General features: G+C 71.7%; 15 protein-coding genes. 11 read left to right on the top strand and 4 right to left on the bottom strand.

Annotated elements, in window-relative coordinates:
- The 5 genes from ACGFYQ_RS36405 to ACGFYQ_RS36385 all read left to right on the top strand — a co-directional run bounded on the left by ACGFYQ_RS36405 (nt 1) and on the right by ACGFYQ_RS36385 (nt 5,472).
- Nucleotides 1-789 carry a DUF3710 domain-containing protein gene (locus ACGFYQ_RS36405; protein WP_393750669.1) on the top strand — a complete coding sequence of 263 codons (789 nt, stop codon included), beginning with the start codon at nt 1-3 and terminating at the stop codon, nt 787-789.
- 220 nt (nt 790-1,009) lie between these two features.
- A complete protein-coding gene (locus tag ACGFYQ_RS36400) occupies nt 1,010-3,625 on the top strand; it encodes an ATP-binding protein (RefSeq protein WP_393750667.1) in 2,616 nt (871 codons plus the stop codon).
- Nucleotides 3,622-4,308, top strand: a complete 687-nt coding sequence (locus ACGFYQ_RS36395) for a response regulator (RefSeq protein ID WP_393750665.1) — start codon at nt 3,622-3,624, stop codon at nt 4,306-4,308. Before ACGFYQ_RS36400 ends, ACGFYQ_RS36395 begins: the two co-directional genes overlap by 4 nt.
- A gap of 24 nt (nt 4,309-4,332) precedes the next feature.
- Nucleotides 4,333-4,752, top strand: coding sequence for an OB-fold nucleic acid binding domain-containing protein (locus ACGFYQ_RS36390; protein ID WP_393750663.1), 420 nt, complete (start codon nt 4,333-4,335; stop codon nt 4,750-4,752).
- 3 nt (nt 4,753-4,755) lie between these two features.
- A complete protein-coding gene (locus ACGFYQ_RS36385) occupies nt 4,756-5,472 on the top strand; it encodes a DUF3159 domain-containing protein (RefSeq protein WP_393750661.1) in 717 nt (238 codons plus the stop codon).
- Between the two features lie 176 nt (nt 5,473-5,648).
- Here ACGFYQ_RS36385 and ACGFYQ_RS36380 read toward each other — a convergent pair whose 3' ends face one another.
- Nucleotides 5,649-6,311 (bottom strand): potassium channel family protein, encoded by a 663-nt coding sequence (locus ACGFYQ_RS36380; protein WP_393750659.1) that lies wholly within the window; start codon nt 6,309-6,311, stop codon nt 5,649-5,651.
- Nucleotides 6,308-6,976, bottom strand: coding sequence for a potassium channel family protein (locus ACGFYQ_RS36375; protein WP_393750657.1), 669 nt, complete (start codon nt 6,974-6,976; stop codon nt 6,308-6,310). The genes ACGFYQ_RS36380 and ACGFYQ_RS36375 overlap by 4 nt, the downstream gene beginning before the upstream one ends.
- 197 nt (nt 6,977-7,173) lie before the next feature.
- Between ACGFYQ_RS36375 and ACGFYQ_RS36370 the strand changes: the two genes are divergently transcribed.
- The 3 genes from ACGFYQ_RS36370 to ACGFYQ_RS36360 all read left to right on the top strand — a co-directional run bounded on the left by ACGFYQ_RS36370 (nt 7,174) and on the right by ACGFYQ_RS36360 (nt 12,072).
- On the top strand, nt 7,174-9,222 hold the full coding sequence (locus tag ACGFYQ_RS36370) for an APC family permease (RefSeq protein ID WP_393750655.1): 2,049 nt from the start codon (nt 7,174-7,176) through the stop codon (nt 9,220-9,222).
- Between the two features lie 160 nt (nt 9,223-9,382).
- The gene (locus ACGFYQ_RS36365) at nt 9,383-10,720 is read left to right on the top strand and encodes a class I SAM-dependent RNA methyltransferase (protein WP_393750653.1); all 1,338 of its coding nucleotides are present in this window, start codon (nt 9,383-9,385) and stop codon (nt 10,718-10,720) included.
- Between the two features lie 230 nt (nt 10,721-10,950).
- Nucleotides 10,951-12,072: an IS630 family transposase gene (locus ACGFYQ_RS36360; RefSeq protein ID WP_393750651.1), complete on the top strand. Its 1,122-nt coding sequence runs from the start codon at nt 10,951-10,953 to the stop codon at nt 12,070-12,072.
- Between the two features lie 39 nt (nt 12,073-12,111).
- Here ACGFYQ_RS36360 and ACGFYQ_RS36355 read toward each other — a convergent pair whose 3' ends face one another.
- Together ACGFYQ_RS36355 and ACGFYQ_RS36350 are read right to left on the bottom strand one after the other, a co-directional pair.
- On the bottom strand, nt 12,112-12,864 hold the full coding sequence (locus tag ACGFYQ_RS36355; protein ID WP_393750649.1) for an ASCH domain-containing protein: 753 nt from the start codon (nt 12,862-12,864) through the stop codon (nt 12,112-12,114).
- A 138-nt stretch (nt 12,865-13,002) separates the two neighbouring features.
- Complete coding sequence (locus ACGFYQ_RS36350; RefSeq protein WP_393750647.1) at nt 13,003-16,374, bottom strand: CHAT domain-containing protein; 3,372 nt, start codon at nt 16,372-16,374, stop codon at nt 13,003-13,005.
- Nucleotides 16,375-16,653: 279 nt separating this feature from the next.
- Here ACGFYQ_RS36350 and ACGFYQ_RS36345 point away from each other — a divergent pair, with 279 nt between their 5' ends.
- The 3 genes from ACGFYQ_RS36345 to ACGFYQ_RS36335 all read left to right on the top strand — a co-directional run bounded on the left by ACGFYQ_RS36345 (nt 16,654) and on the right by ACGFYQ_RS36335 (nt 21,462).
- Nucleotides 16,654-17,214 (top strand): hypothetical protein, encoded by a 561-nt coding sequence (locus ACGFYQ_RS36345; protein WP_393750645.1) that lies wholly within the window; start codon nt 16,654-16,656, stop codon nt 17,212-17,214.
- A 106-nt stretch (nt 17,215-17,320) separates the two neighbouring features.
- On the top strand, nt 17,321-20,743 hold the full coding sequence (locus ACGFYQ_RS36340; protein ID WP_393750643.1) for a CHAT domain-containing protein: 3,423 nt from the start codon (nt 17,321-17,323) through the stop codon (nt 20,741-20,743).
- Nucleotides 20,740-21,462, top strand: coding sequence for a hypothetical protein (locus ACGFYQ_RS36335; RefSeq protein WP_393750641.1), 723 nt, complete (start codon nt 20,740-20,742; stop codon nt 21,460-21,462). Before ACGFYQ_RS36340 ends, ACGFYQ_RS36335 begins: the two co-directional genes overlap by 4 nt.
- Nucleotides 21,463-21,466: the final 4 nt, after the last annotated feature.

Here is a 21,466-nt window from a genome sequence, read left to right as displayed (position 1 = left end):
GTGTTCGGACGTCGCAAGAAGAACGACTCCGCCAAGGACGGCGGCGCGGCCGAGCAGGTCGATGGCCGCGTGTCCGGCCTGGACTCCGGCGACGAGAACGGCGCCGAGGAACTCGACGCCCAGCCGCGCCGGGTGAACCTGCCTCCGGCCCCGCGGCCCGACGGCCCCTGGGACATCTCCGAGGTGCTCGGCAACCCGGCCGACGGCCGGGTCGACCTGGGCGGCATCCTCGTACCCGGTGTCGAGGGCATGGAGCTGCGGGTCGAGGTCGCCGGTGACGCGATCGTCGCCGCGACCGTCGTCCTGGGCGACAGTGCCGTACAGCTGCAGGCCTTCGCCGCGCCGCGCAAGGAAGGCATCTGGGGCGAGGTCCGCGAGGAGATCGCCTCGGGCATCACCCAGCAGGGCGGCATCATCGACGAGGTCGAGGGCCCGCTGGGCTGGGAGCTGCGCGCGCAGGTGCCCGTACCGCTCCCGGACGGGCAGACCGGCGCACAGCTGGTCCGCTTCGTCGGTGTCGACGGTCCGCGCTGGTTCCTGCGCGGTGTCATCTCCGGCCAGGGCGCGGTGCGCCCCGAGTCGGCGGGTGTCCTCGAGCAGATCCTCCGCGACACCGTCGTGGTCCGCGGCGACGGCCCGATGGCCCCGCGCGACCCGATCGTCCTGAAGCTGCCGAACGACGCCCAGATGGTGCCGGACGGCGTGCAGACGGAGGACCAGGAAGGCTCCCGCTTCGGCGGCGGCATGGGCCAGCTGGAGCGCGGCCCGGAGATCACCGAGGTCCGCTGACCGCGGTGGCACCCCCGCGCGCGGGGGCAGACGTGCGTTTTCGGCCGGTGGGCCCTACTCCTTCGGGGTGGGGCCCACTGGTCTTTCGCGCCGGCGACGGCCCACCCGTCGGTACCCGCGTCCGTACCCGCGCCGGCCCGCGCGTCAGAGATCCGTCAGGGATGGGCCCCCGGGCCCTCATCGGTGCGTGGACCGGCCGGACGTCCCCGAGAATGGGCGCATGGGACGCGGCAAGCTCAGGATCTATCTCGGCGCGGCACCCGGTGTGGGCAAGACCTACGCGATGCTCTCCGAGGGCCACCGCAGGATGGAGCGCGGCACCGACTGCGTCGTCGGCTTCGTCGAGCACCACGGGCGGCCGCGTACCGAGGTCATGCTGCACGGCCTGGAACAGGTGGGGCGCGAGGAGCTGACGTACCGCGGCGCCGTCTTCACCGAGATGGATGTCGACGCGCTCCTCGCCCGCAGACCCGCCATCGCGCTCGTGGACGAGCTCGCGCACACCAATGTGCCGGGCTCGCGCAACGCCAAGCGCTGGCAGGACGTCGAGGAGCTGCTGCGGGCCGGCATCGACGTGGTGTCGACCGTCAACATCCAGCACCTGGAGTCGCTCGGGGACGTGGTCGAGTCGATCACCGGAGTGCGGCAGCGGGAGACCGTGCCGGACGAGGTGGTGCGGCGGGCCGACCAGATCGAGCTCGTCGACATGTCCCCGCAGGCGCTGCGCCGGCGGATGGCGCACGGGAACATATACAAGCCCGACAAGGTCGACGCGGCCCTGTCCAACTACTTCCGCCCCGGCAACCTGACCGCGCTGCGCGAGCTGGCGCTGCTGTGGGTGGCCGACCGGGCCGACGAGTACCTCCAGCAGTACCGGGGCGAGCACGGCATCCGCTCCACCTGGCAGGCACGGGAGCGGATCGTCGTCGGGCTCACCGGCGGCCCGGAGGGGCGCACGCTCATCCGGCGCGCCGCCCGGATGGCCGCCAAGGGCTCGGGCAGCGAGATCCTGGCCGTCTACATCGCCCGCAGCGACGGTCTGACGGCCGCCTCGCCAAAGGAGCTCGCGGTCCAGCGGACCCTGGTCGAGGACCTGGGCGGAACGTTTCACCATGTGATCGGCGACAACGTCCCCGACGCGTTGCTCGCCTTCGCGCGCGGGGTCAACGCCACCCAGATCGTGCTCGGCTCCAGCCGCCGCCGCTCCTGGCAGTACGTCTTCGGCCCCGGTGTCGGTGCCACGGTGGCCCGGGACTCGGGGCCCGACCTCGACGTCCACATCGTCACCCACGACGAGGTGGCCAAGGGGCGCGGTCTGCCCGTGGTCCGCTCGGCGGCCCGGCTCGGGCGGCCCCGGACCGTCGCCGGCTGGGTGGTGGGCGTGGTCTTCCCGGTGCTCCTGTGCCTGCTGCTCACGAACGTCGACGCGGACCTCGGGCTCGCCAACGACATGCTGATCTTCCTGGGACTGACGGTGGCGTCCGCGCTGCTGGGCGGGCTCTGGCCGGCCCTCGCCTCGGCCGCCCTGGGCTCGCTGCTGCTGAACTACTTCTTCGTACCGCCGCTGCACCTGTGGACCATCGCCGACCCGAAGAACATCGTCGCCGTGGCCGTCTTCTTCGGAGTGGCGGTCTCGGTGGCCTCGGTGGTCGGCGTGGCCGCCCGGCGCACCCACCAGGCCGCGCGGCTGCGCGCCGAGTCCGAGATCCTGTCCTTCCTCGCCGGGAGCGTGCTCCGCGGGGAGACCACGCTGAACGCGCTGCTGGAGCGGGTGCGCGAGACCTTCGCCATGGAGTCCGTGGCGCTGCTGGAGCGGGCCGGCGACACCGAGCCCTGGAAACAGGCGGGCAGCGTCGGCCCGAACCCCGCCGCCCGGCCCGAGGACGGCGATGTGGACATGCCCATCGGGGACCACATGGCGCTGGCCCTGTCCGGACGGGTGCTGCCCGCCGAGGACCGCCGGGTGCTCGGCGCCTTCGCCGCCCAGGCCGCCGTGGTACTGGACCGGCAGCGGCTGGTCGGGGAGGCCGAGGAGGCCCGCCGGCTGGCCGAGGGCAACCGGATCCGGACCGCGCTGCTGGCCGCCGTCAGCCATGACCTGCGTACGCCGCTGGCCTCCATCAAGGCCTCCGTGACGTCCTTGCGCTCCGACGACGTGGACTGGTCCGAGCAGGACCGGGCCGAGCTCCTCGAAGGCATCGAGGACGGCGCGGACCGGCTCGACCACCTGGTGGGCAACCTGCTCGACATGTCCCGGCTGCAGACCGGCACGGTCACCCCGCTGATCCGGGAGATCGACCTCGACGAGGTGGTCCCGATGGCGCTGGGCGGCGTACCGGAGGACAGCGTGGTGCTGGACGTGCCGGAGACGCTGCCGATGGTGGCGGTGGATCCGGGGCTGCTGGAGCGGGCCGTGGCCAACGTGGTGGAGAACGCAGTGAAGTACAGCCCGGCGGGGGAGCGGGTGCTCGTGGCGGCCAGTTTCCTCGGCGACCGGGTCGAGGTGCGGGTCGTCGACCGCGGGCCCGGCGTGCCCGAGGAGGCCAAGGACCGGATCTTCGCGCCCTTCCAGCGGTACGGGGACGCGCCGCGCGGGTCCGGGGTGGGACTCGGACTCGCGGTCGCCCGGGGCTTCGCCGAGGCCATGGACGGCACCCTGACGGCCGAGGACACCCCCGGCGGCGGGCTGACCATGGTGCTCACCCTGCGTGCGGCCGCGCGGGACGGGACACCGGACCGAGCGGACGCCCGGGCGGACAGAGTGGAACGTGATCATGTTCGTGATCACGAACGTGATCCGATGCGACAGATGCGACAGAAGGCAGGACCTCAATGACCCGGGTGCTCGTGGTGGAAGACGAGCCGCAGATCGTCCGAGCCCTCGTGATCAATCTGAAGGCACGCAAGTACGAGGTCGACGCGGCCCCCGACGGGGCGAGCGCTCTGGAACTCGCGGCGGCCCGCCACCCCGACGTGGTCGTCCTCGACCTCGGCCTGCCGGACATGGACGGGGTCGAGGTGATCAAGGGCCTGCGCGGCTGGACCCGGGTGCCGATCCTCGTCCTGTCCGCCCGGCACAGCTCCGACGAGAAGGTCGAGGCGCTGGACGCGGGCGCCGACGACTACGTCACCAAGCCCTTCGGCATGGACGAGCTGCTGGCCCGGCTGCGCGCCGCCGTCCGCCGGGCCGAGCCGGCCGCCGGCTCCGGCGACGACGAGGTGGTCGTGGAGACCGAGGGCTTCACCGTGGACCTGGCCGCCAAGAAGGCCGTGCGCGAGGGGCGCGACGTACGCCTCACACCGACCGAGTGGCACCTGCTGGAGGTCCTCGCCCGCAACGCCGGCAAGCTGGTCAGCCAGAAGCAGCTGCTCCAGGAGGTCTGGGGGCCCTCGTACGGCACGGAGACGAACTACCTGCGGGTCTACATGGCGCAGCTGCGCCGCAAACTGGAGGCGGACCCCTCGCATCCGCGGCACTTCATCACCGAACCGGGCATGGGATACCGCTTCGAGAGGTAGTGGGGGCGCCGGTACGCTTCCTGTATGAGTGCTGAACCGCGTTCCGAGAAGCCCGCGAAGCCTGCCAGGCCGGCGGGCCGGTTCCGCCGGATGATTGAGCGGCTGTCCACCTCGCAGGAGGAGCTGCATTCGGCGGAGCTGCAGGAGGACGCAGAAGCCGCGGGGTGCACGCGGATCTGCGACCTCCACGATCGCCAGATAGTCAAGGTGACCGGAACGCTGCGTACCGTCACCCTGCGGCCGCGCGCGGGCGTCCCCGCCCTGGAGGCGGAGCTGTTCGACGGCTCGGCCGCGCTGGACGTGGTGTGGCTCGGGCGTCGCTCGATCGTGGGAATCGAGCCCGGTCGCCGCATGATCGCCTCCGGGCGCATCTCCATGGCCCACGGCCGTCGGGTGCTCTTCAACCCGAAGTACGAACTCCGACCGCTCGGACAGGAGCACTGACCGGTGACGTCACTCGACAGACCGACCCCCCCAGACCCCGCCGCCGCGCCCACCGAGGACCAGAAGGCGGTGACGCAGGCGGCCCTCTTCGACGCCTTCGGCGGCATCCGGGGCACCGTGGAGACGATGCTCCCCGGGCTGCTCTTCGTCATGATCTACACGATCAACAAGGACGTGAAGCTGTCCGCCATCGCGGCGGGCGCGGTCGCGGTCCTGCTGGTGATCGTGCGGCTGCTGCGCAAGGACACGGTCAAGCACGCCTTCAGCGGTGTCTTCGGCGTGGGCGTGGGCGTGGCCTTCGCGCTGTTCACGGGCAGCGCGAAGGGCTTCTACCTGCCGGGCATGATCTACGGCGTCGGCCTGGGCGTGGCCTTCACGGTCTCGGCGCTGGTGGGCTTCCCGCTGCTGGGCGTGATCCTGGGCCCGGTGTTCAAGGAGAACCTGTCCTGGCGCACCCGCAACCCCGGGCGCAAGAAGGCGTACACCAAGGCCAGCCTGGCCTGGGGGCTGATCTTCCTCGCCAAGTACGCGATCCTCTTCCCGCTGTACTGGTGGGGCGACGCGACGCAGCTGGGCTGGGTGCTGATCGCGCTGAAGCTGCCGCCGATGGTGCTCGCGGTGTACTTCACGTGGGTGTTCCTGGCGAAGGCGCCGCCGCCGATCGATGTGATCGCCGAGTGGGAGGCCAAGGAAGCGGCCGAAAGCAAGCAGGGAGGCTGAGCCGCCGCTGACGTGCGGGTGCGGCACCGCGGCCGGGGCTCCGCCCCGGACCCTCCCCCAGACTCCGTCCGGGGGGACCCCCACGCCTCACACGCCGGCGGGGCTGAAACGGCCGAAGGGGGCGGGACGACCGGTTGGTCGTCCCGCCCCCTTCGTCGTCGAGCGTGCCCGCGGGGCTAGCGGCGGGCCTGGAGGAGGACCTCCAGTTGCTCCTCGCGGGCCTGGGCGGCCACGAAGAGGAGTTCGTCGCCGGGTTCCAGGGTTTCCTCCCCGTGCGGGGTGAGGACCCGGTTGCCGCGGATGATGGTGACCAGGGAGGTGTCCTCGGGCCAGGTGATCTCGCTGATCTGGGTGCCCGCGACCGAGGAGTCGGCCGGCAGGGTCAGCTCGACGAGGTTGGCGTCGCCGTGGCTGAAGCGCAGCAGCCGGACCAGGTCGCCGACGCTGACGGCCTCCTCGACCAGGGCCGACATCAGGCGCGGCGTGGAGACCGCGACGTCGACGCCCCAGGACTCGTTGAAGAGCCACTCGTTCTTCGGGTTGTTGACGCGGGCCACCACGCGCGGGACCCCGTACTCGGTCTTGGCCAGGAGGGAGACGACCAGGTTGACCTTGTCGTCTCCCGTGGCCGCGATGACCACGTTGCAGCGCTGGAGCGCCGCCTCGTCCAGCGAGGTGATCTCGCAGGCGTCGGCCAGGAGCCACTCGGCCTGCGGCACCCGTTCCACCGAGATGGCGGTCGGGGCCTTGTCGACCAGGAGCACCTCGTGGCCGTTCTCGAGCAGTTCGCCCGCGATGGAGCGACCCACCGCGCCCGCTCCGGCGATCGCGACCCTCATGCGTGTGCCTCCTCAGGCCCCTCGGCGAAGGCCGCCTCGACCTTGTCGATCTCGTCCGTGCGCATCATCACGTGGACGAGGTCGCCCTCCTGTAGGACCGTCGCCGACGTGGGCAGCATGGCTTCGCCCAGTCGGGTGAGGAAGGCGACGCGGACGCCGGTCTCCTCCTGCAGCTGGCTGACCTTGTGGCCGATCCAGGCGGCGGAGGTGTGCACCTCGGCGAGCTGCACGGCACCGCTCGGGTCGCGCCACAGCGGCTCGGCGCCCGACGGCAGCAGCCGGCGCAGCATCTGGTCGGCGGTCCAGCGCACGGTGGCGACCGTCGGGATGCCGAGGCGCTGGTAGACCTCGGCGCGCTTGGGGTCGTAGATACGGGCCGCGACGTTCTCGACGCCGAACATCTCGCGGGCGACGCGCGCGGCGATGATGTTGGAATTGTCACCGCTGCTGACCGCGGCGAAGGCTCCTGCCTCCTCGATTCCCGCCTCGCGCAGGGTGTCCTGGTCGAAGCCGACCCCGGTGACACGGCGGCCGCCGAATCCGGCTCCCAGCCGGCGGAATGCGGTGGGGTCCTGGTCGACGACAGCGACCGTATGCCCCTGCTGTTCCAGGGTCTGCGCGAGGGCGGAGCCCACTCTTCCGCAGCCCATGATGACGATGTGCACGGCCGTCCTTCCGGCTGTCAGCGCTCGCTGGTTCCCAGCCTTGTTGCATGCTCTGGCTTAACAGGGTCTCAGACCATGGCCCAAGCTACACACGGGCGGTCACCAGTGTGACCTCTTGGTGTGCAGTCGGTGGTGAATTGCGGCGGGAAGGGGTGGGGGGTTCGTCAGCCGGATTTCGAACGCTTACGATCCTCTGCGTGTCCAAACTGACCGACGTGCCCAAACGGATCCTGATCGGCCGGGCGCTACGCAGCGACCGCCTCGGGGAAACTCTCCTTCCCAAGCGGATCGCCCTCCCTGTCTTCGCGTCCGACCCGCTCTCCTCCGTGGCATATGCCCCGGGCGAGGTCCTGCTGGTTCTGTCGATCGCGGGCGTGTCGGCATACCGCTTCAGCCCGTGGATCGCCGTGGCGGTCGTGGTGCTGATGTTCACCGTGGTCGCCTCGTACCGGCAGAACGTCCACGCCTACCCCAGCGGCGGCGGTGACTACGAGGTCGCCAACACCAACCTCGGGCCCAAGGCCGGTCTCACCGTCGCGAGCGCCCTGCTCGTCGACTACGTCCTGACCGTCGCCGTGTCGATCGCCTCGGGCGTCGAGAACCTGGGCTCGGCCGTCCCCTTCGTGGTCGAGCACAAGGTGCTCTGTGCCATCGGGATGATCGTGCTGCTCACGCTGATGAATCTGCGTGGCATGAAGGAATCCGGCAAGCTGTTCGCGATTCCGACCTATGTTTTCGTCGCGGGCGTATTCATCATGATCGTCTGGGGTGCCTGGCAAGGCATCGTCCTCGACGAAACGATGAAGGCCCCGACCGCCGATTTGCAGATCAAGGCGGAACACGCGGGGCTGGCCGGGTTCGCGCTCGTCTTCCTGCTGCTGCGCGCCTTCTCCTCCGGCTGTGCCGCCCTGACCGGCGTCGAGGCGATCAGCAACGGCGTGCCCGCCTTCCGCAAGCCCAAGAGCAAGAACGCGGCGACGACGCTGGCCCTGATGGGCGCCCTGGCCGTGACCATGTTCTGCGGCATCATCGGCCTGGCCATGGCCACCGACGTCAGGATGGCCGAGAACCCCGCGGAGGACCTGCTCCACAACGGTGTGCCGGTCGGCCCCGAGTACGTCCAGAACCCGGTGATCTCCCAGGTCGCCGAGGCGGTCTTCGGCGACGGTTCGTTCCTCTTCATCCTGCTGGCCGCCGCCACCGCGCTCGTGCTGTTCCTCGCCGCGAACACCGCGTACAACGGCTTCCCGCTGCTCGGCTCGATCCTCGCCCAGGACCGCTACCTGCCGCGCCAGCTGCACACCCGCGGCGACCGGCTCGCCTTCTCCAACGGCATCGTGCTGCTCGCGGGCGCCGCCGCACTGCTCACCTGGCTCTACGGGGCCGACTCGACGAAGCTGATCCAGCTCTACATCGTCGGCGTCTTCGTCTCCTTCACGCTCAGCCAGACCGGCATGGTCCGGCACTGGAACCGCCACCTGAAGAGCGAGACGGACCCCGCCAAGCGCCGCCGCATGATCCGCTCCCGCGCGATCAACACCTTCGGCGCCTTCTTCACCGGCCTCGTGCTGGTCGTCGTCCTCGCCACCAAGTTCACCCACGGGGCCTGGGTCGCCCTGCTCGGCATGGTGATCTTCTACGGCACGATGACGGCGATCCGCAAGCACTACGACCGGGTGTCCACCGAGATCGCCGCCGCCGAGGAGCGCCCCGACGAGTACGTGCGGCCCTCGCGGGTGCACTCCGTCGTCCTGGTCTCCAAGCTGCACAAGCCCACCCTGCGGGCCCTCGCCTACGCCAAGCTGCTGCACTCCAACCGGCTGGAGGCGCTCAGCGTCAACGTCGACCCGGACGAGACCAAGGCGCTCAAGGCGGAGTGGGAGCGGCGCGGGATCAACGTCCCGCTGAAGATCCTCGACTCGCCGTACCGGGAGATCACCCGCCCCGTCGTGGAGTACGTGAAGGGGCTGCGCACCGAGAACCCGCGCGACGCGGTCAGCGTGTACATCCCCGAGTACGTCGTCGGCCGCTGGTACGAGCACCTGCTGCACAACCAGAGCGCGCTGCGGCTCAAGGGCCGGCTCCTCTTCACCCCCGGCGTCATGGTCACCTCGGTGCCCTACCAGCTGCAGTCCTCGGAGCTCGCGAAGAAGCGGGCGAAGAAGCGCCAGGAGTGGAACGCCCCCGGAGCGGTACGCCGCGGCCCGGTGGACACCGCGCGGCCGAAGGACCAGGCGGCCAAGTAGCGGCGGGGACGCAACGGCGGCGCAGCGGCGGCGAAGCGGCGGCGAAGCATCGCCGTCGGGGCGCCGGACAGGGTTGGCGAACGGCCGGACGAGATCCACGTAAACTGGTGGGTCGGTCGTCCGGCCGTTCCCCTTTTCAGTTTTTTGGAGTCTCCCCACCATGACGAGCGCCGAGCAGAACGAGAAGCAGTCACTGGTCGGGGAGGAGTACGAGGTCGAGGTCGGCCCCGTCGCGCACGGCGGCCACTGCATCGCCCGGACCGCCGAGGGCCGGGTCCTGTTCGTCCGTCACACCCTGCCCGGCGAGAAGGTCGTCGCGAAGGTCACCGAGGGCGATGTCGACTCCCGGTTCCTGCGCGCCGACGCGATCACCGTGCTGGAGGCCTCCAAGGACCGCGTCGAGGCGCCCTGCCCGTACGCCGGCCCCGGCAAGTGCGGCGGCTGCGACTGGCAGCACGCCAAGCCCGGTGCCCAGCGCCGGCTCAAGGGCGAGGTCGTCGCCGAGCAGCTGAAGCGGCTCGCGGGCCTCACTCCGGAGGAAGCCGGCTGGGACGGCACCGTCATGCCGGCCGAGGGTGACAAGCTGCCCGCCGGGCAGGTCCCGCAGTGGCGCACCCGCGTGCAGTTCGCCATCGACGAGGACGGCACCGTCGGCCTGCGCAAGCACCGCTCGCACGACATCGAGCCGATCGACCACTGCCTGATCGCGGCGCCGGGCGTCAGCGAGCTGGGCATCGAGAAGCAGGACTGGCCCCAGATGGCCACCGTCGAGGCCATCGCGGCCTCCGGCTCCGGCGACCGCCAGGTCGTCCTCACCCCGCGCCCGGGCGGCCGCCTTCCCCTGGTGGAGCTGGACAAGCCGGTCTCGGTCCTGCGGGTCGAGGAGAAGGACGGCGGGGTCCACCGGGTCCACGGCCGCCCCTTCGTACGGGAGCGCGCGGACGGCCGTACGTACCGCGTCGGCATGGGCGGCTTCTGGCAGGTCCACCCGCAGGCCGCCGACACCCTGATCAAGGCCGTCATGCAGGGCCTGATGCCGCGCAAGGGCGAGATGGCGCTCGACCTCTACTGCGGCGTCGGCATCTTCGCGGGCGCGCTGGCCGAGCGGCTCGGGGAGACGGGCGCGGTGCTCGGCATCGAGTCGACGAAGCGCGCGGTCGAGGACGCCCGGCACAACCTGACCGACTTCCCCCGGGTCCGGATCGAGCAGGGCAAGGTCGAGCAGATCCTCCCGAAGACCGGCATCACCGAGTGCGACCTGGTCGTCCTGGACCCGCCCCGCGCGGGCGCCGGCAAGCAGACGGTCCGCCACATCGCGGGCCTCTCCGCCCGCCGCATCGCCTACGTGGCCTGCGACCCGGCGGCCCTGGCCCGCGACCTGGGCTACTTCAAGGAGAACGGCTACAAGGTCCGCACGCTCCGCGTCTTCGACCTGTTCCCGATGACCCACCACGTGGAGTGCGTGGCGATCCTGGAGCCGGTCGCGAAGGGTCTCTGACCTGCTGTTGTGAGGGAGCGGGGTGCGGGGGCTCGCGCCGGGTGCCCTCCCGGCCGGCGGCTCGTGGTCGCCGCCGGGGGCGGTCCGGTGTGGACCGGCCCCCGGGTCCCGCCCAGCCGGAACGGGTGTCGGGGGTGCTCCGTTCGCTAGTGCTGTGACCGGGAAGGTTTGCCGGGTTGCTCGTTGTGCTGGTCGCATGTGGCGACTTCGACTGGCATGGGGAGGCGGGCATGGCGTTACCGGTCAGGGTTCGAAGGCTGACCGAGCAGGAGGGGCAGAAGCTGCAGCAGATCGTGAGGCGGGGCAGCACCAGCTCGGTGCGGTTCCGGCGGGCGATGATGCTGCTGGCCTCGGCGGGCGGCAGCACCGTCCCGGTGATCGCGCGTCTCGTTCAGGCGGACGAGGACACCGTCCGCGACGTGATCCACCGCTTCAACGAGATCGGGCTCGCATGCCTCGACCCTCAGTGGGCTGGAGGCCGTCCCCGCCTACTCAACCGTGACGATGAAGACTTCGTCGTCCAGACGGCCACCACCCGCCCGACCCAGTTGGGCAAGCCGTTCACCCGCTGGTCGCTCCGCAAGCTCGCCGATCACCTGCAGCGGAACGTCTCCCGGCCGATCCGGATCGGCCGCGAGGCCCTGCGGTGCTTACTGGGCCGCCGCGGCATCTCCTTCCAGCGCACCAAGACCTGGAAGGAGTCCCCGGATGCGGACTTCGACGCCAAGCTGGAGCGGATCGAGTACGCGATCAACGAACGGCCCGTCCGCACATTCGCCTTCGACGAGTTCGGCCCGCTCGGCATCCGCCCGATGGCAGGCTCCTGCTGGGCCGAACGCGGCCGTCCCGACCGGCTGCCGGCGACGTTCCGCCGCACCCACGGCATTACCTACTTCCACGGCTGCTACTCCGTCGGCGACGACCAGACGTGGGGCGTCAACCGGCGCCGCAAGGGGATCGACCACACCTGGGCGGCCATGCGGACGATCCGGGCCGCTCGTCCGGACGGCGCTCCGATCTACGTGATCCTCGACAACCTCTCCGCCCATACGAACTGGCGGATGAAGCGGTGGGCGGCAAAGAACAAGGTCGAGCTCTGCTTCACACCGACCTACGCGTCCTGGGCCAACCCCATAGAGGCTCACTTCGGGGCGCTGCGGCAGTTCACTTTGGCCAACTCCCACCACCCCAACCACACCGTTCAGACGAGGGCCCTGCACGCCTACCTGCGCTGGCGCAACAAGAACGCCCGCCACCCCGACATCCTCGCCGCCCAACGACGCGAACGTGCCCGCATCCGCAGCGAGAAAGCCATCCGCTGGGGCGGCAGACCCCTGCAAGGAGCGGCATGAGCAAGGCCGATCGCCTCGCTCGCTCGAGGGCGGATGCAGTCAACGCGTCAGACGGAAGTGAACGATGGTGGCGTCATCGGTTGACTTGATGTCGGGGTAGTGGAACCGCAGCCTGTCTTGCAGCTCGGCGAGATCACGAAACCCGTCGGCGATAGCGTCCGCCTCGGTCAACTCGGCAACGCTCTTGGAAGTGATCTGAGTGACCACACCGGACAGCACTACCTCGTCATCCAACTCGAACACCATGTTCACCGGGCCCGTCTCCACTGGGTCGCGGAACCGCACCGTGGTCGTCTTCCGCCCAGTGCGTACAGCCTCGAGATAGGTGCGATGGAAATGCAGGGCCTGCATCGCGGCCGAGCACAGCGCTCCGTCGGACGCTGCGGACTGCTCCCCCCAGACATAAGCATGAGGCAGGAGATCGGTGATCGCGACACTGCGAATGCCACCAGCTGCCGACACGAGGACGCGGATACCTGGGTGGTAGTCCAGCAGGACCTGCCGGTCCCGGCCACACGGCGCGAGCACGCCGCGCCCCGTGTCACCGACGGCAACAATCGCCGTTAGGTCACGTGCTCCCGCAGCACGCGCATGCCCGAGCGCCACTAACTCCGCGCAAGGTCCGCCAGTGAAGTGATAGAGGTTGATACCACCGAACATCCGGCCCTGTGCGTCTCGCACGGCTGCCCCGACGGTGTGCACCTCACCGTCACCGTTGGTCTCAACAACGCGCTGGGCGAACTCGACCAGCTCCAGATCTTCTTCCGTCGGCAGATTCATCGTGCTGTCCATCCAACAGACACTACTCATACACGTCCCCAAGCCATGTAACCCGGTGAACGTTCGCGGTCAGAGCACTAGGTGGGGAGGGCGCGTGGTGAACTTCCTCTGCCCGGCCGAGGGGTGACGTTGCGGGTGCCCGGTGCAGCGTCAGTTTTGTTTCGTCGCGGACGGGCCCGGGTGGCCCTGGTGGATGAAGGCGGCCCAGGCTGCCGGGTGGTGCAGCGGGCGGCCGCCGGCCAGTTCGTCGAGCAGGGTGTCGCTGAGGGACCCCGGGTTCTTGCGGTCCGGGTCGAGCATCCACATCTGGGCTACGCGGAGCGCGTCCACGGGGCTCAGCCCCCCGACGGTCAGGTAGTGGTGGAACACGGCCATCATCAGGGCCGCAGCCGAGTCCTGGGTCGCCCACCGGGAGCCCACCACGTCCCGCGCGCCGCTCGCCACGAAGGCGGTCGTCAGGGTGAGCGCCTCGTCGTGGTCGCGTTTGCTCAGGTCCGTCTCGCAGGCACTCAGTACGACCAACGGGCCGTCGGAGGCGTTCTGTTCGCCGTTGCGCCGGTCGAGTAGCCGCGAGACGGTCAGCAGGTCGGTGGTCCGGCGTCCCTCCGGTCCGTCCGTGTCGGGGGCCAGGCGCAGTGCCGACGTGGTCGGGTTGGTGCCGGCCGAACCGTGACACGCCACGTGGAGCAGGGACGGGGCCCCGTCGAGGGCGTCGAGGAGGTCGTTCGGGGTGCCGGCCGCCGCGGGTTCGACGGGAGGCTCGTAGAACTCCCCGTACAGGCGCGCCTGCGGGTACAGGGTCTGCTGGAGCGCCGCCACCTCCAGTTCCGCGTACGGCAGGCTCATGGTGGGGTCCGCCACCAGGACGGGAGCGGCGGCCGGGACGCGCCGGGCGCGCCGGACCGTGTTCAGGAACTGACGGCCGGACGCCGCATAGCTGATGACCATGATCTGGCACACGTAGTCGCGGGGCGCCGCGGCCGGCAGGCGGGCCGCGTGCCAGGGCACGATGCCGAGGCGGCCGCAGGGCACCAGCACGATCCTGGGCGGGCCGGGGCGGTCCCTGCGCCGGTCCTCGTTCGCGGCGAGCCGCTCCGCGATGCCGGACATCACCGGGATGATCACCGCGTCCGTCGCCCAGTCGCAGAGCTCGGACAGCGCGTCCTCCCAGGTCTGCGCGGCCCCGGGCGCGGCGGGCCGGACCTGATACGCGGCCGAGGCGTCGAGGAACCGCTCCAGGGGGCCGCTCTTCTCGCCGGACAGGAAGGGCAGGGCCCGTACGCCGGTGCCGGTGTCCGGGCCCAGCACGACCGCCATGCCCGGCATGGTGCCCTCGCCGGCGAGCAGGTAGACCAGCGCGTCCGCGTCGCCCTCGGCCACCCCGGCCTTGAGCTCGTCGACCGTGGGGGTGCGGAAGAGGGCACCGTCCCGCTCGCGGTGGCCCAGGGCCTCCAGGGCGCGGCGCCGCAGGGAGCTGGGCAGTTCCCGGGGGAGCGCGTCGGGTGCCGCTCCGCTTCCGGCTCCGGGTGCGGACCCGTCTCGTCCCGGTTCCGCCGCGCGCCACTCCTCCGCGAGGTCGTGGTGGCCGCGGGCCTCCAGCAGGTCGGGCACGGCCCGTGAGGCGGACGCGGCTTGCAGCACCAGGGCCCGGCCCAGTTCCAGTGCGGCCACCGCCTCCTCGACCCGGCCCTGGGAGGCGGCCCAGATGGCGGCCTGCACCCCGCGTTCGGCCCCGGACCGGGCGGCCAGCAGGCCGTGGTCGGAGCCGGATTGCAGGACGACGTCACCGGCGAGCGCCTGCAGGGATTCCAGCGCCGCGTCCGTGGCGGCGTCCCGGTCCGCCGGGTCCTGGGTGTGGCGCAGACGGAGGCGGTAGTTCTCCGCGAGCTGCCACAGGGCGGGGAAGGCCACATGCTGCGACCGGCCCTGCCGGACCTCGTCGCGGACGTGCTCCAGTCCGCTGATGGCGGAGTCCAGGTCGGCGGGGTCCTCGGTGGTGGAGTACCGGAGGCCTGCCGTCATGGCGGTGAGGTACCGGGTACCCGTCGCGGCGTCCGGGGCCGGCGGAGGGGGGCTGGGCATGAGGTCCGGTGTGCGGCTCACCACGGCCCGCGTGGCCCGGAGCCCTTCGACGAGCGCCGCGAGTTGCGCCTCGGGAAACCCGGCCTCCCCCGCAGGCCGGGCCGCGAGGGCGGCCTCCTGTCGTGCCAGGCCGCGTACGACGGTCTCGTTGTCGCGGTTGTGCTCGCCGAGCGATACGAGTGCGGAGCCGTGGACGAGCATCACCATCCAGCGGAACGGATGCTCGGCGGCCACGGAACCTTCGAGCGCGTCCAGTTCGGCCATCAGCCGCAGGAACTCGTCCTCGCTCTCCGCCTCCTCCGCGGCCCGCATGCTGATGAACAGATCGGCCGCCCGGGCCGCGACGGCGAGGTGGGCCGCTCCGGGATCGTCGGCCGCCCACTGCGCGAAGTGCTCGACGACCGACCTCATGTGCCGGAGGGCCTCGCCGCTGTCGACCCGGCTGTTCCCGAGGGGCCCGGCCGTCTGCAGCACCATGCGCATCAGGTTCTGGATCTCGGAGGTCTGGCCGTGCCCCGCCGGCAGGCGGTCGAGCTGCCCGCCCAGCCGCTGGAGAAGCCGGTTGAGGGACTCGGGATCGCCGGTGTCCAGGGCCTCCGACAGGCCGAGCGCGGCGGTGAGCCACGCGCCGGTGACAGCGGTGTCGACCTGGTCCGACGGCTTCGGATCCGGCTCCGGCTCCGGCTCCGGGACGGCGGCCCCCAGTGCCGGTGATTCAGGTGCGGCAGGTGAGTTAGGTGAGTCAGATGAGTCGGGTATCGACGACATCATGCCCACTATCGTCCGCAGTTGGTCACCCAGCGGGAAGCCGGGGGGCAGCATGGTCAACAGCGTCTCGGGGTCGGAGAGGTCGGTCTGTTCCATGTACAACAAGATGTCCTGCGCCTGCTGCAACCGGTCCCGGAGTTCCGGTGGCAGCATCGGCATCTTGCCGACCTCGGCGGCCAGTTCCGCGACCTGAGCCGCCTCGGCGGCGGCCTGTCCGGGCTCCGCCGCCATGGCACGGTCGAGGACGGACCAGATGTCCGGGGGTGACCCGGCCGGGCGGCCCGGCTGCGCGGGATCGGACACCATCAGCAGGAACATCGCCGCCCACTGCCGGTCCTCGTCCGTCATCCGCTCCCCGGCGGCCGCCGTCGGATCCCGCACCTCGTCCAGCAGGCGCCGGGCCCGTTCCGGGTCGTCGGGTGTGCCGCGCCCGGAGGCGTGGCGGGTGGCGAGCAGGCCGCCGAGTACCAGGGTGACCTTGCCGAGCAGCAGCCGGTCGTGATCCAGGAGGTGCCGCAGCCGTGAGAGTTCGGCGACCGACCCCTCGAACTCCTCGGCGGACACCGGGTGGTTCTCGCCTCCCCGCCCGACCAGCCGGGCGGCACGTTCGGTCGCCTCGGTGGCCCAGGCCCGCAGTGCCCGGACCCCGCCGCTCTCCCCTTCGTCCACCATGTCTCCACGCCCCCGTCCGCCGCGGTGAATCCATCCGGTCGTTCCCGCGGCCCATGATGGCCGCAGGGTGGCTTCCGCCGTACCTGATCGTCACCAACTTCCCTCGACCCGACCGGAATTCGACCGGGCGCCGCCCCCGGGTACCCCACCGGCGTCGCCGTTTCCGGCCTCGGTGGGCGGCAACGGGGCGAACAGCGGGCGAGGTCCGGGTGCGGCCTTCACCGGTGCGCCATCCGGTGCTTCGCTGATCGTGCGGGGGGACGAGGGGGAGGGGGCAGCGTGGACATCGGTGTGGTGACCGCTCCGCTGGTGGCGGTCGTGGGCGTCGTCGGGACGCTGATGTCCGCGCTGCTGACCCAGCGGGCGGCCGACCGGAGTCGGCGGCGCGAACGGGAGCGGGCCGAGGAGGTGTGGGACCGGCGCACCGAGGCGCAAGAGCTGTGGGAGTGCTACGTGGCGCTCAACACCTCCGGCCGGCACTATCTGGCCGCGCTCACCGACCAGTTGTACGCGCTGGGCCGCGACGCGGAGCTGCCGCACGTACGGCAGCGGCTCACCGACGCTCGCGACCACCACCGGGAGGTCTACGCGGAGGCGCAGATGCGGCTGCCGGAGCGGGTGCTCGACCACGCGGGGGCCGTCAGCCACGGTCTGGGGGCGGTCTACGGCATGGTCCGACGGCTGGATGACGGCATGCCGCGACCGGGGGACTCACCGGGCGCGGCACACGAGGGCATCCAGGCCCTGTGGGCCCGACTGCGGGAGATGCGGCGGGAGATGAGGGCCGATCTGGGTGCCTTCCGGGGCGGAGTCGGGTCGCCGGCGGGGAGAAGCGGGTGAAGTCGCGGCGGCGCCCGCGGCGGATCGGCATAGTGGGAGTGATCCAAGAGCTGTTGAGGGCTGCTGAGGCTGTTGAGGGCTGTGTGTGGGAGCCCGGAGAGGCGGGATGCCGGTGAGTCGGGAGGAGAGCGGTGGCGTTCAGGGCCTGCGCGCCTGGGTGTCGGACGCCATCGAGCGGGTGAAGCGGCAGCTCCCCGGCATGGGGGGTGGTCCGCTGTCGCCGCAGGCCCACACGGCTTCGGTCGCCGAACTCGACCAGCTGGCCCGACTGCTGGACCACGACGAGGGTCTGCGTGGCTCGGTGAACGTGTGGCTGGCGGGTGCGCTGACCCTGAGGGACGCGGCCGGGGCCGGCTCGGCCGCGGACCGGGACCGGGCCGAACGGCTGCTGCGGGACGCCCGGGACCGTACGACAGGGCTGGGGGCGGCGGTGACCGAGGAGGACCGGCGGTGGGCCGCGCTGTTCCTCATGAGCCATGTCTCTCCGGTCCAGCCACAGCAGGGGCTCTTCGCGGCGGCGCCCGACCTCTCCGGCTATGTCGACTGGCTCCGGCAGGCGGGCCCCGCCGGGATGATGGCCAAGGCGACCGAGCTCGGCACGCTGATGGACGACGTGGCGGAGCTGCCGCTGCCGCCGGAACTGCTCGGTCCTGTGCGCCAGGCACAGGGGCTCTTCTCGGCCCCTTCTCCACAGGGGCTCTCCGATCTGCTGGCGGGCATGGTGCCGCCCGGTTCACCGTTCGCGGATCAGTTACGTCAGATGATGGACGGGATGTTCGGGGCGATGGCGTCTCCGGGCCCGCCTCCCGCCTCGTCCTCGGGACCGGTGTGGGAACAGGACCCGGACCCCGAGCCGAAGCCGGACAACGAGCTGAAGCCGGCCCCGGACCCGGACCCGGAGCCCGAGCCCGCCCCGGAGCCCGAGCCGGCCCCGGAGCCCGAGCCGCGGCCCGCGCCCACTCCCGACGCCCTCCGGAACATGGTCACCGCCCTGGACGCCGTGAACGCGACCAGCCACGGGCTGGACTCCGTCCTGCGGAGCGGTGACCCGCAGGCGCTCAACGACCTTCTCGGAAGGCTCCGTTCGGCACAGGACCTGCCCATGCCGGGCCTGGAGTCGGCGTCGTCGACCCTGGAGAGCTTGAGGGCACTGCTGCTCGGCATCAGTCCGGCCGTGGGCGGCAGCTACCAGGACCTGTCGGCCGGCCGCGCCCACATGGACGCGATCGTCGGCCACATGGAGGGGATCGGCCGACTGCTGCCCCCGGGCGTGGGTGACCCTGCCGTCCTGGGCCGCGCGATGGACATCGCTTCCCGGGCGATGGCGGCGAGGGAGACGGAGGACACCACCGCACTCGAAGGGCTCCTGGACGAGGCCGAAGCCCTGGGAGCGGCCGTTCCCGAGGGTGATCCGCTCCGGTTCGCGGTCGACGGGGCGATCGGCTCGGTCATCGCCTCGCTCGGCATCGTGACCCGGGACAAGGAGACACTGCTGCGGGCCCTGCCCTACATGGAGCAGGGGATGACCCGCGTCAAGGAGAGCGGTCTGCCGTTCGCCGACGAGCTGCCCGTGCCGTGGATGCAGGACTTCGACATGATCCGCGCCGCCCTCACCGGCGAGCCGGCGGCCTCGGTCCCCGACCATGTTCCCCCGCCCCCGGACGCCTCGATGGAGGACCTCTACACCTCCGCGCTCTCCCTGGGCGTGCGCTTCGACCTCGACGGTGACCCGGCCGTGCTCGACGCCTGGATCGAGGAACTCGAACGGCTCCGGGTCGGCGTACGGGAGGGCAAGGCGCCGCGGATCGCCGCCGAGGCACTGTGGCAGTTGGCCGAGTCGTACCATCTGCGCCACCTGCTCACGAAAGACGCGCCGGACCCGGAGGACACCCGCGTCGTGGAAGCCGCCGAGGAGGCGCTGATGGCGCTCGCCGCCGACGTCCTCCTCCAGGCGGGCGCCGAGCACGGGCTGCTGGCCGCCCGCACCGGGGCGAGCAGAGGCGTACGGGCGGCCCGGATGGCGGCTTCGTACGGCAGGTTGCACGAGGCCGTGGCCGCCCTGGAGCTGGGCCGTGCCCTGGTCCTGCAGGCGGCCTCCACCGCGTCGGCCGTGCCGGAACTGCTGGAGGCCGCCGGACGCCACGACCTCGCCGAGGCCTGGCGGGCGGCCGGCGGGGGCGACGGCCCGGGCGACGGCACCGGCGACGCGGCAGAGGTTCCCGGGCTGCTGCCGAGCACGTTGCGTCGCGAAGCCCTCGATGCGCTCGGCTACCGCCGAGAGGGGGGCCTCTTGGGCACTCCCACGCTGAGCGAGCTCGCGGACGGGCTCGCCGACGCGGGTGCTGACGTACTCCTCTACCTGGTGGCCGGCGACAACGCGGGCCCGGGCCTGGCGATCGCGGTGGGGCCGGAGCTCGGGGCCGGTGCGGGCGCCCTGCCGGACCTCTCCGACGTCGAGGACGGCCCGCTGGCGCGGTACGTCGAGGCAGCAGCGGCGCGGGACCGCAGCCCACGCGACCGGTCCGTCGCCCAGGCGTGGGAGGAAGCCCTGGAGGAGTTGTGCGACTGGGCGTTCCAGGCGCTGGGCCCGGTCCTCGGCGGCATCGAGGAGCGCCTGGCGGCGGCCGGCGAAGGGCGGGAGGACCGGCCGCTCCGCGTCGTCCTGGTGCCCTGCGGGCGGCTGGGCATCGTCCCGTGGCACGCCGCGCGGCTCCCGGCCGAGGCGGCCCACGACCGGCTCTGCCAGGCGGCGGTCATCAGCTACGCGGCGTCCGGCAGCCAGTTCCTGCGGACGGCACGACGCGCGCCGCGGGACCCGGCCGCCGCTCCTGTGCTGGTGGCCGACCCGATGATGTGCCTGGACTACGCCGATACCGAGGTCACCACCCTGCGGGACGTCTTCTATCCCAATGCCCGGCTGTGCGGCGCGCTCTACGGCGAGGCACTGCCGCCCGGCACGCCCGACGCCGTCCTCGGGTTCCTCGCCGACGGCACCTCCCTGCTGCACGTGGTCTCGCACGGTTCGGCGGGCACCCGCCCCACGGTCTCGGCCTTGGACCTCGCGGCCGACGACAAGGGCACGCCGGCCCCGTTGACGCTGACCCGGCTGCTCGACCGCGAGGGGCAACAGGACCTCGCCGACGGGCCGTTGGTCGTACTGAGCGCTTGCCAGACCGACCTGAGCAAACGTGACCACGACGAGGCGCTGACCCTGACCACGGCGTTCGTCGCCGCCGGAGCGCGGGACGTCGTGGGATCGCGGTGGCTGGCCCAGGACAGTGCGTCGGCGCTGCTGATGGCGGTGTTCCACCACTACCTGGTCGTCGACGGGCTCAGCCCCGTGGACGCCCTGAGGGCCGCGCAGCTGTGGATGCTCGACCCCCACCGCGAGAACCCGGGCTCCCTCCAGGGCGACCTGCTCAGGGAGATGGGACGACCGGGACGGGAACGGACCGCGCTCTGGGCCGCCTTCATCCATCAGGGGCATCCGGGCCCGAGCGCGACGAACACAGGAGAAGGGACAGCATGAACGAGGAGGGCCGCGGACCATCCGCGGAGCCGCTGCTCGCCCTGATCGGCGAGCACCGGGAATCCATCCGTACGGCGCTCGACGAGGAACAGCACGCGCTGCTGCTCACCCGGCTGAGCGCGCTCGCCGAAGCTCCACCGGACGATGACATGGCGGTCCGCAGGGCGCTGCAGGGCGTCAGACTGGCCCTGCGGCCGCTGCCGTTCGACCATCCGGTGCGCGACGCTCTGGACGGGGTACGGCTGGTTGCCGCGCCTCCCGGGCCGGAGGCCGTGACGGAGGCGCTGGCGCTGATCAACCTGCTGGCGGAACCGGTCCCGGAACCGGTCCCGGAGCCCGACCCGACGCCCGACCCGACGCCCGACGCGGCGTTCCGCGACGACCGCGCACCCGACCCGCTGCTCCGGGAGCCGGCCCTCTCGGCAGCCGAGGCGACGGCCCGCTGCGGTGGCGCGCCACCGCCCGAACTGATCAGACTGCCGGACCCACCGAACGGCGACCGCTACCCGGAGTTCCAGTTCCCCGCGGGCGGCGGCACCCCGCACGAGGTGGTGCTCGAGGTCAACCGGCTGCTCCTGGCGGACATCGATCCCCGGGGCGCCGCGTCGTGGTGGCTCGGCGGCAACAGCTGGCTGGGCGGGCCCCCGGTGTCGCTGCTGGGACGGCTGCCCGACCACGAGCTCGTCGGTGCGGCCACCGCACTCGTGGAGGGAGAGTGATGAT

The sequence above is a fragment of the Streptomyces sp. NPDC048258 genome, from assembly GCF_043201995.1.
Taxonomy (GTDB): domain Bacteria; phylum Actinomycetota; class Actinomycetes; order Streptomycetales; family Streptomycetaceae; genus Streptomyces.
Note: the sequence above shows the minus strand (reverse complement) of the source record. Positions and strands in the feature narration are given on the sequence as shown.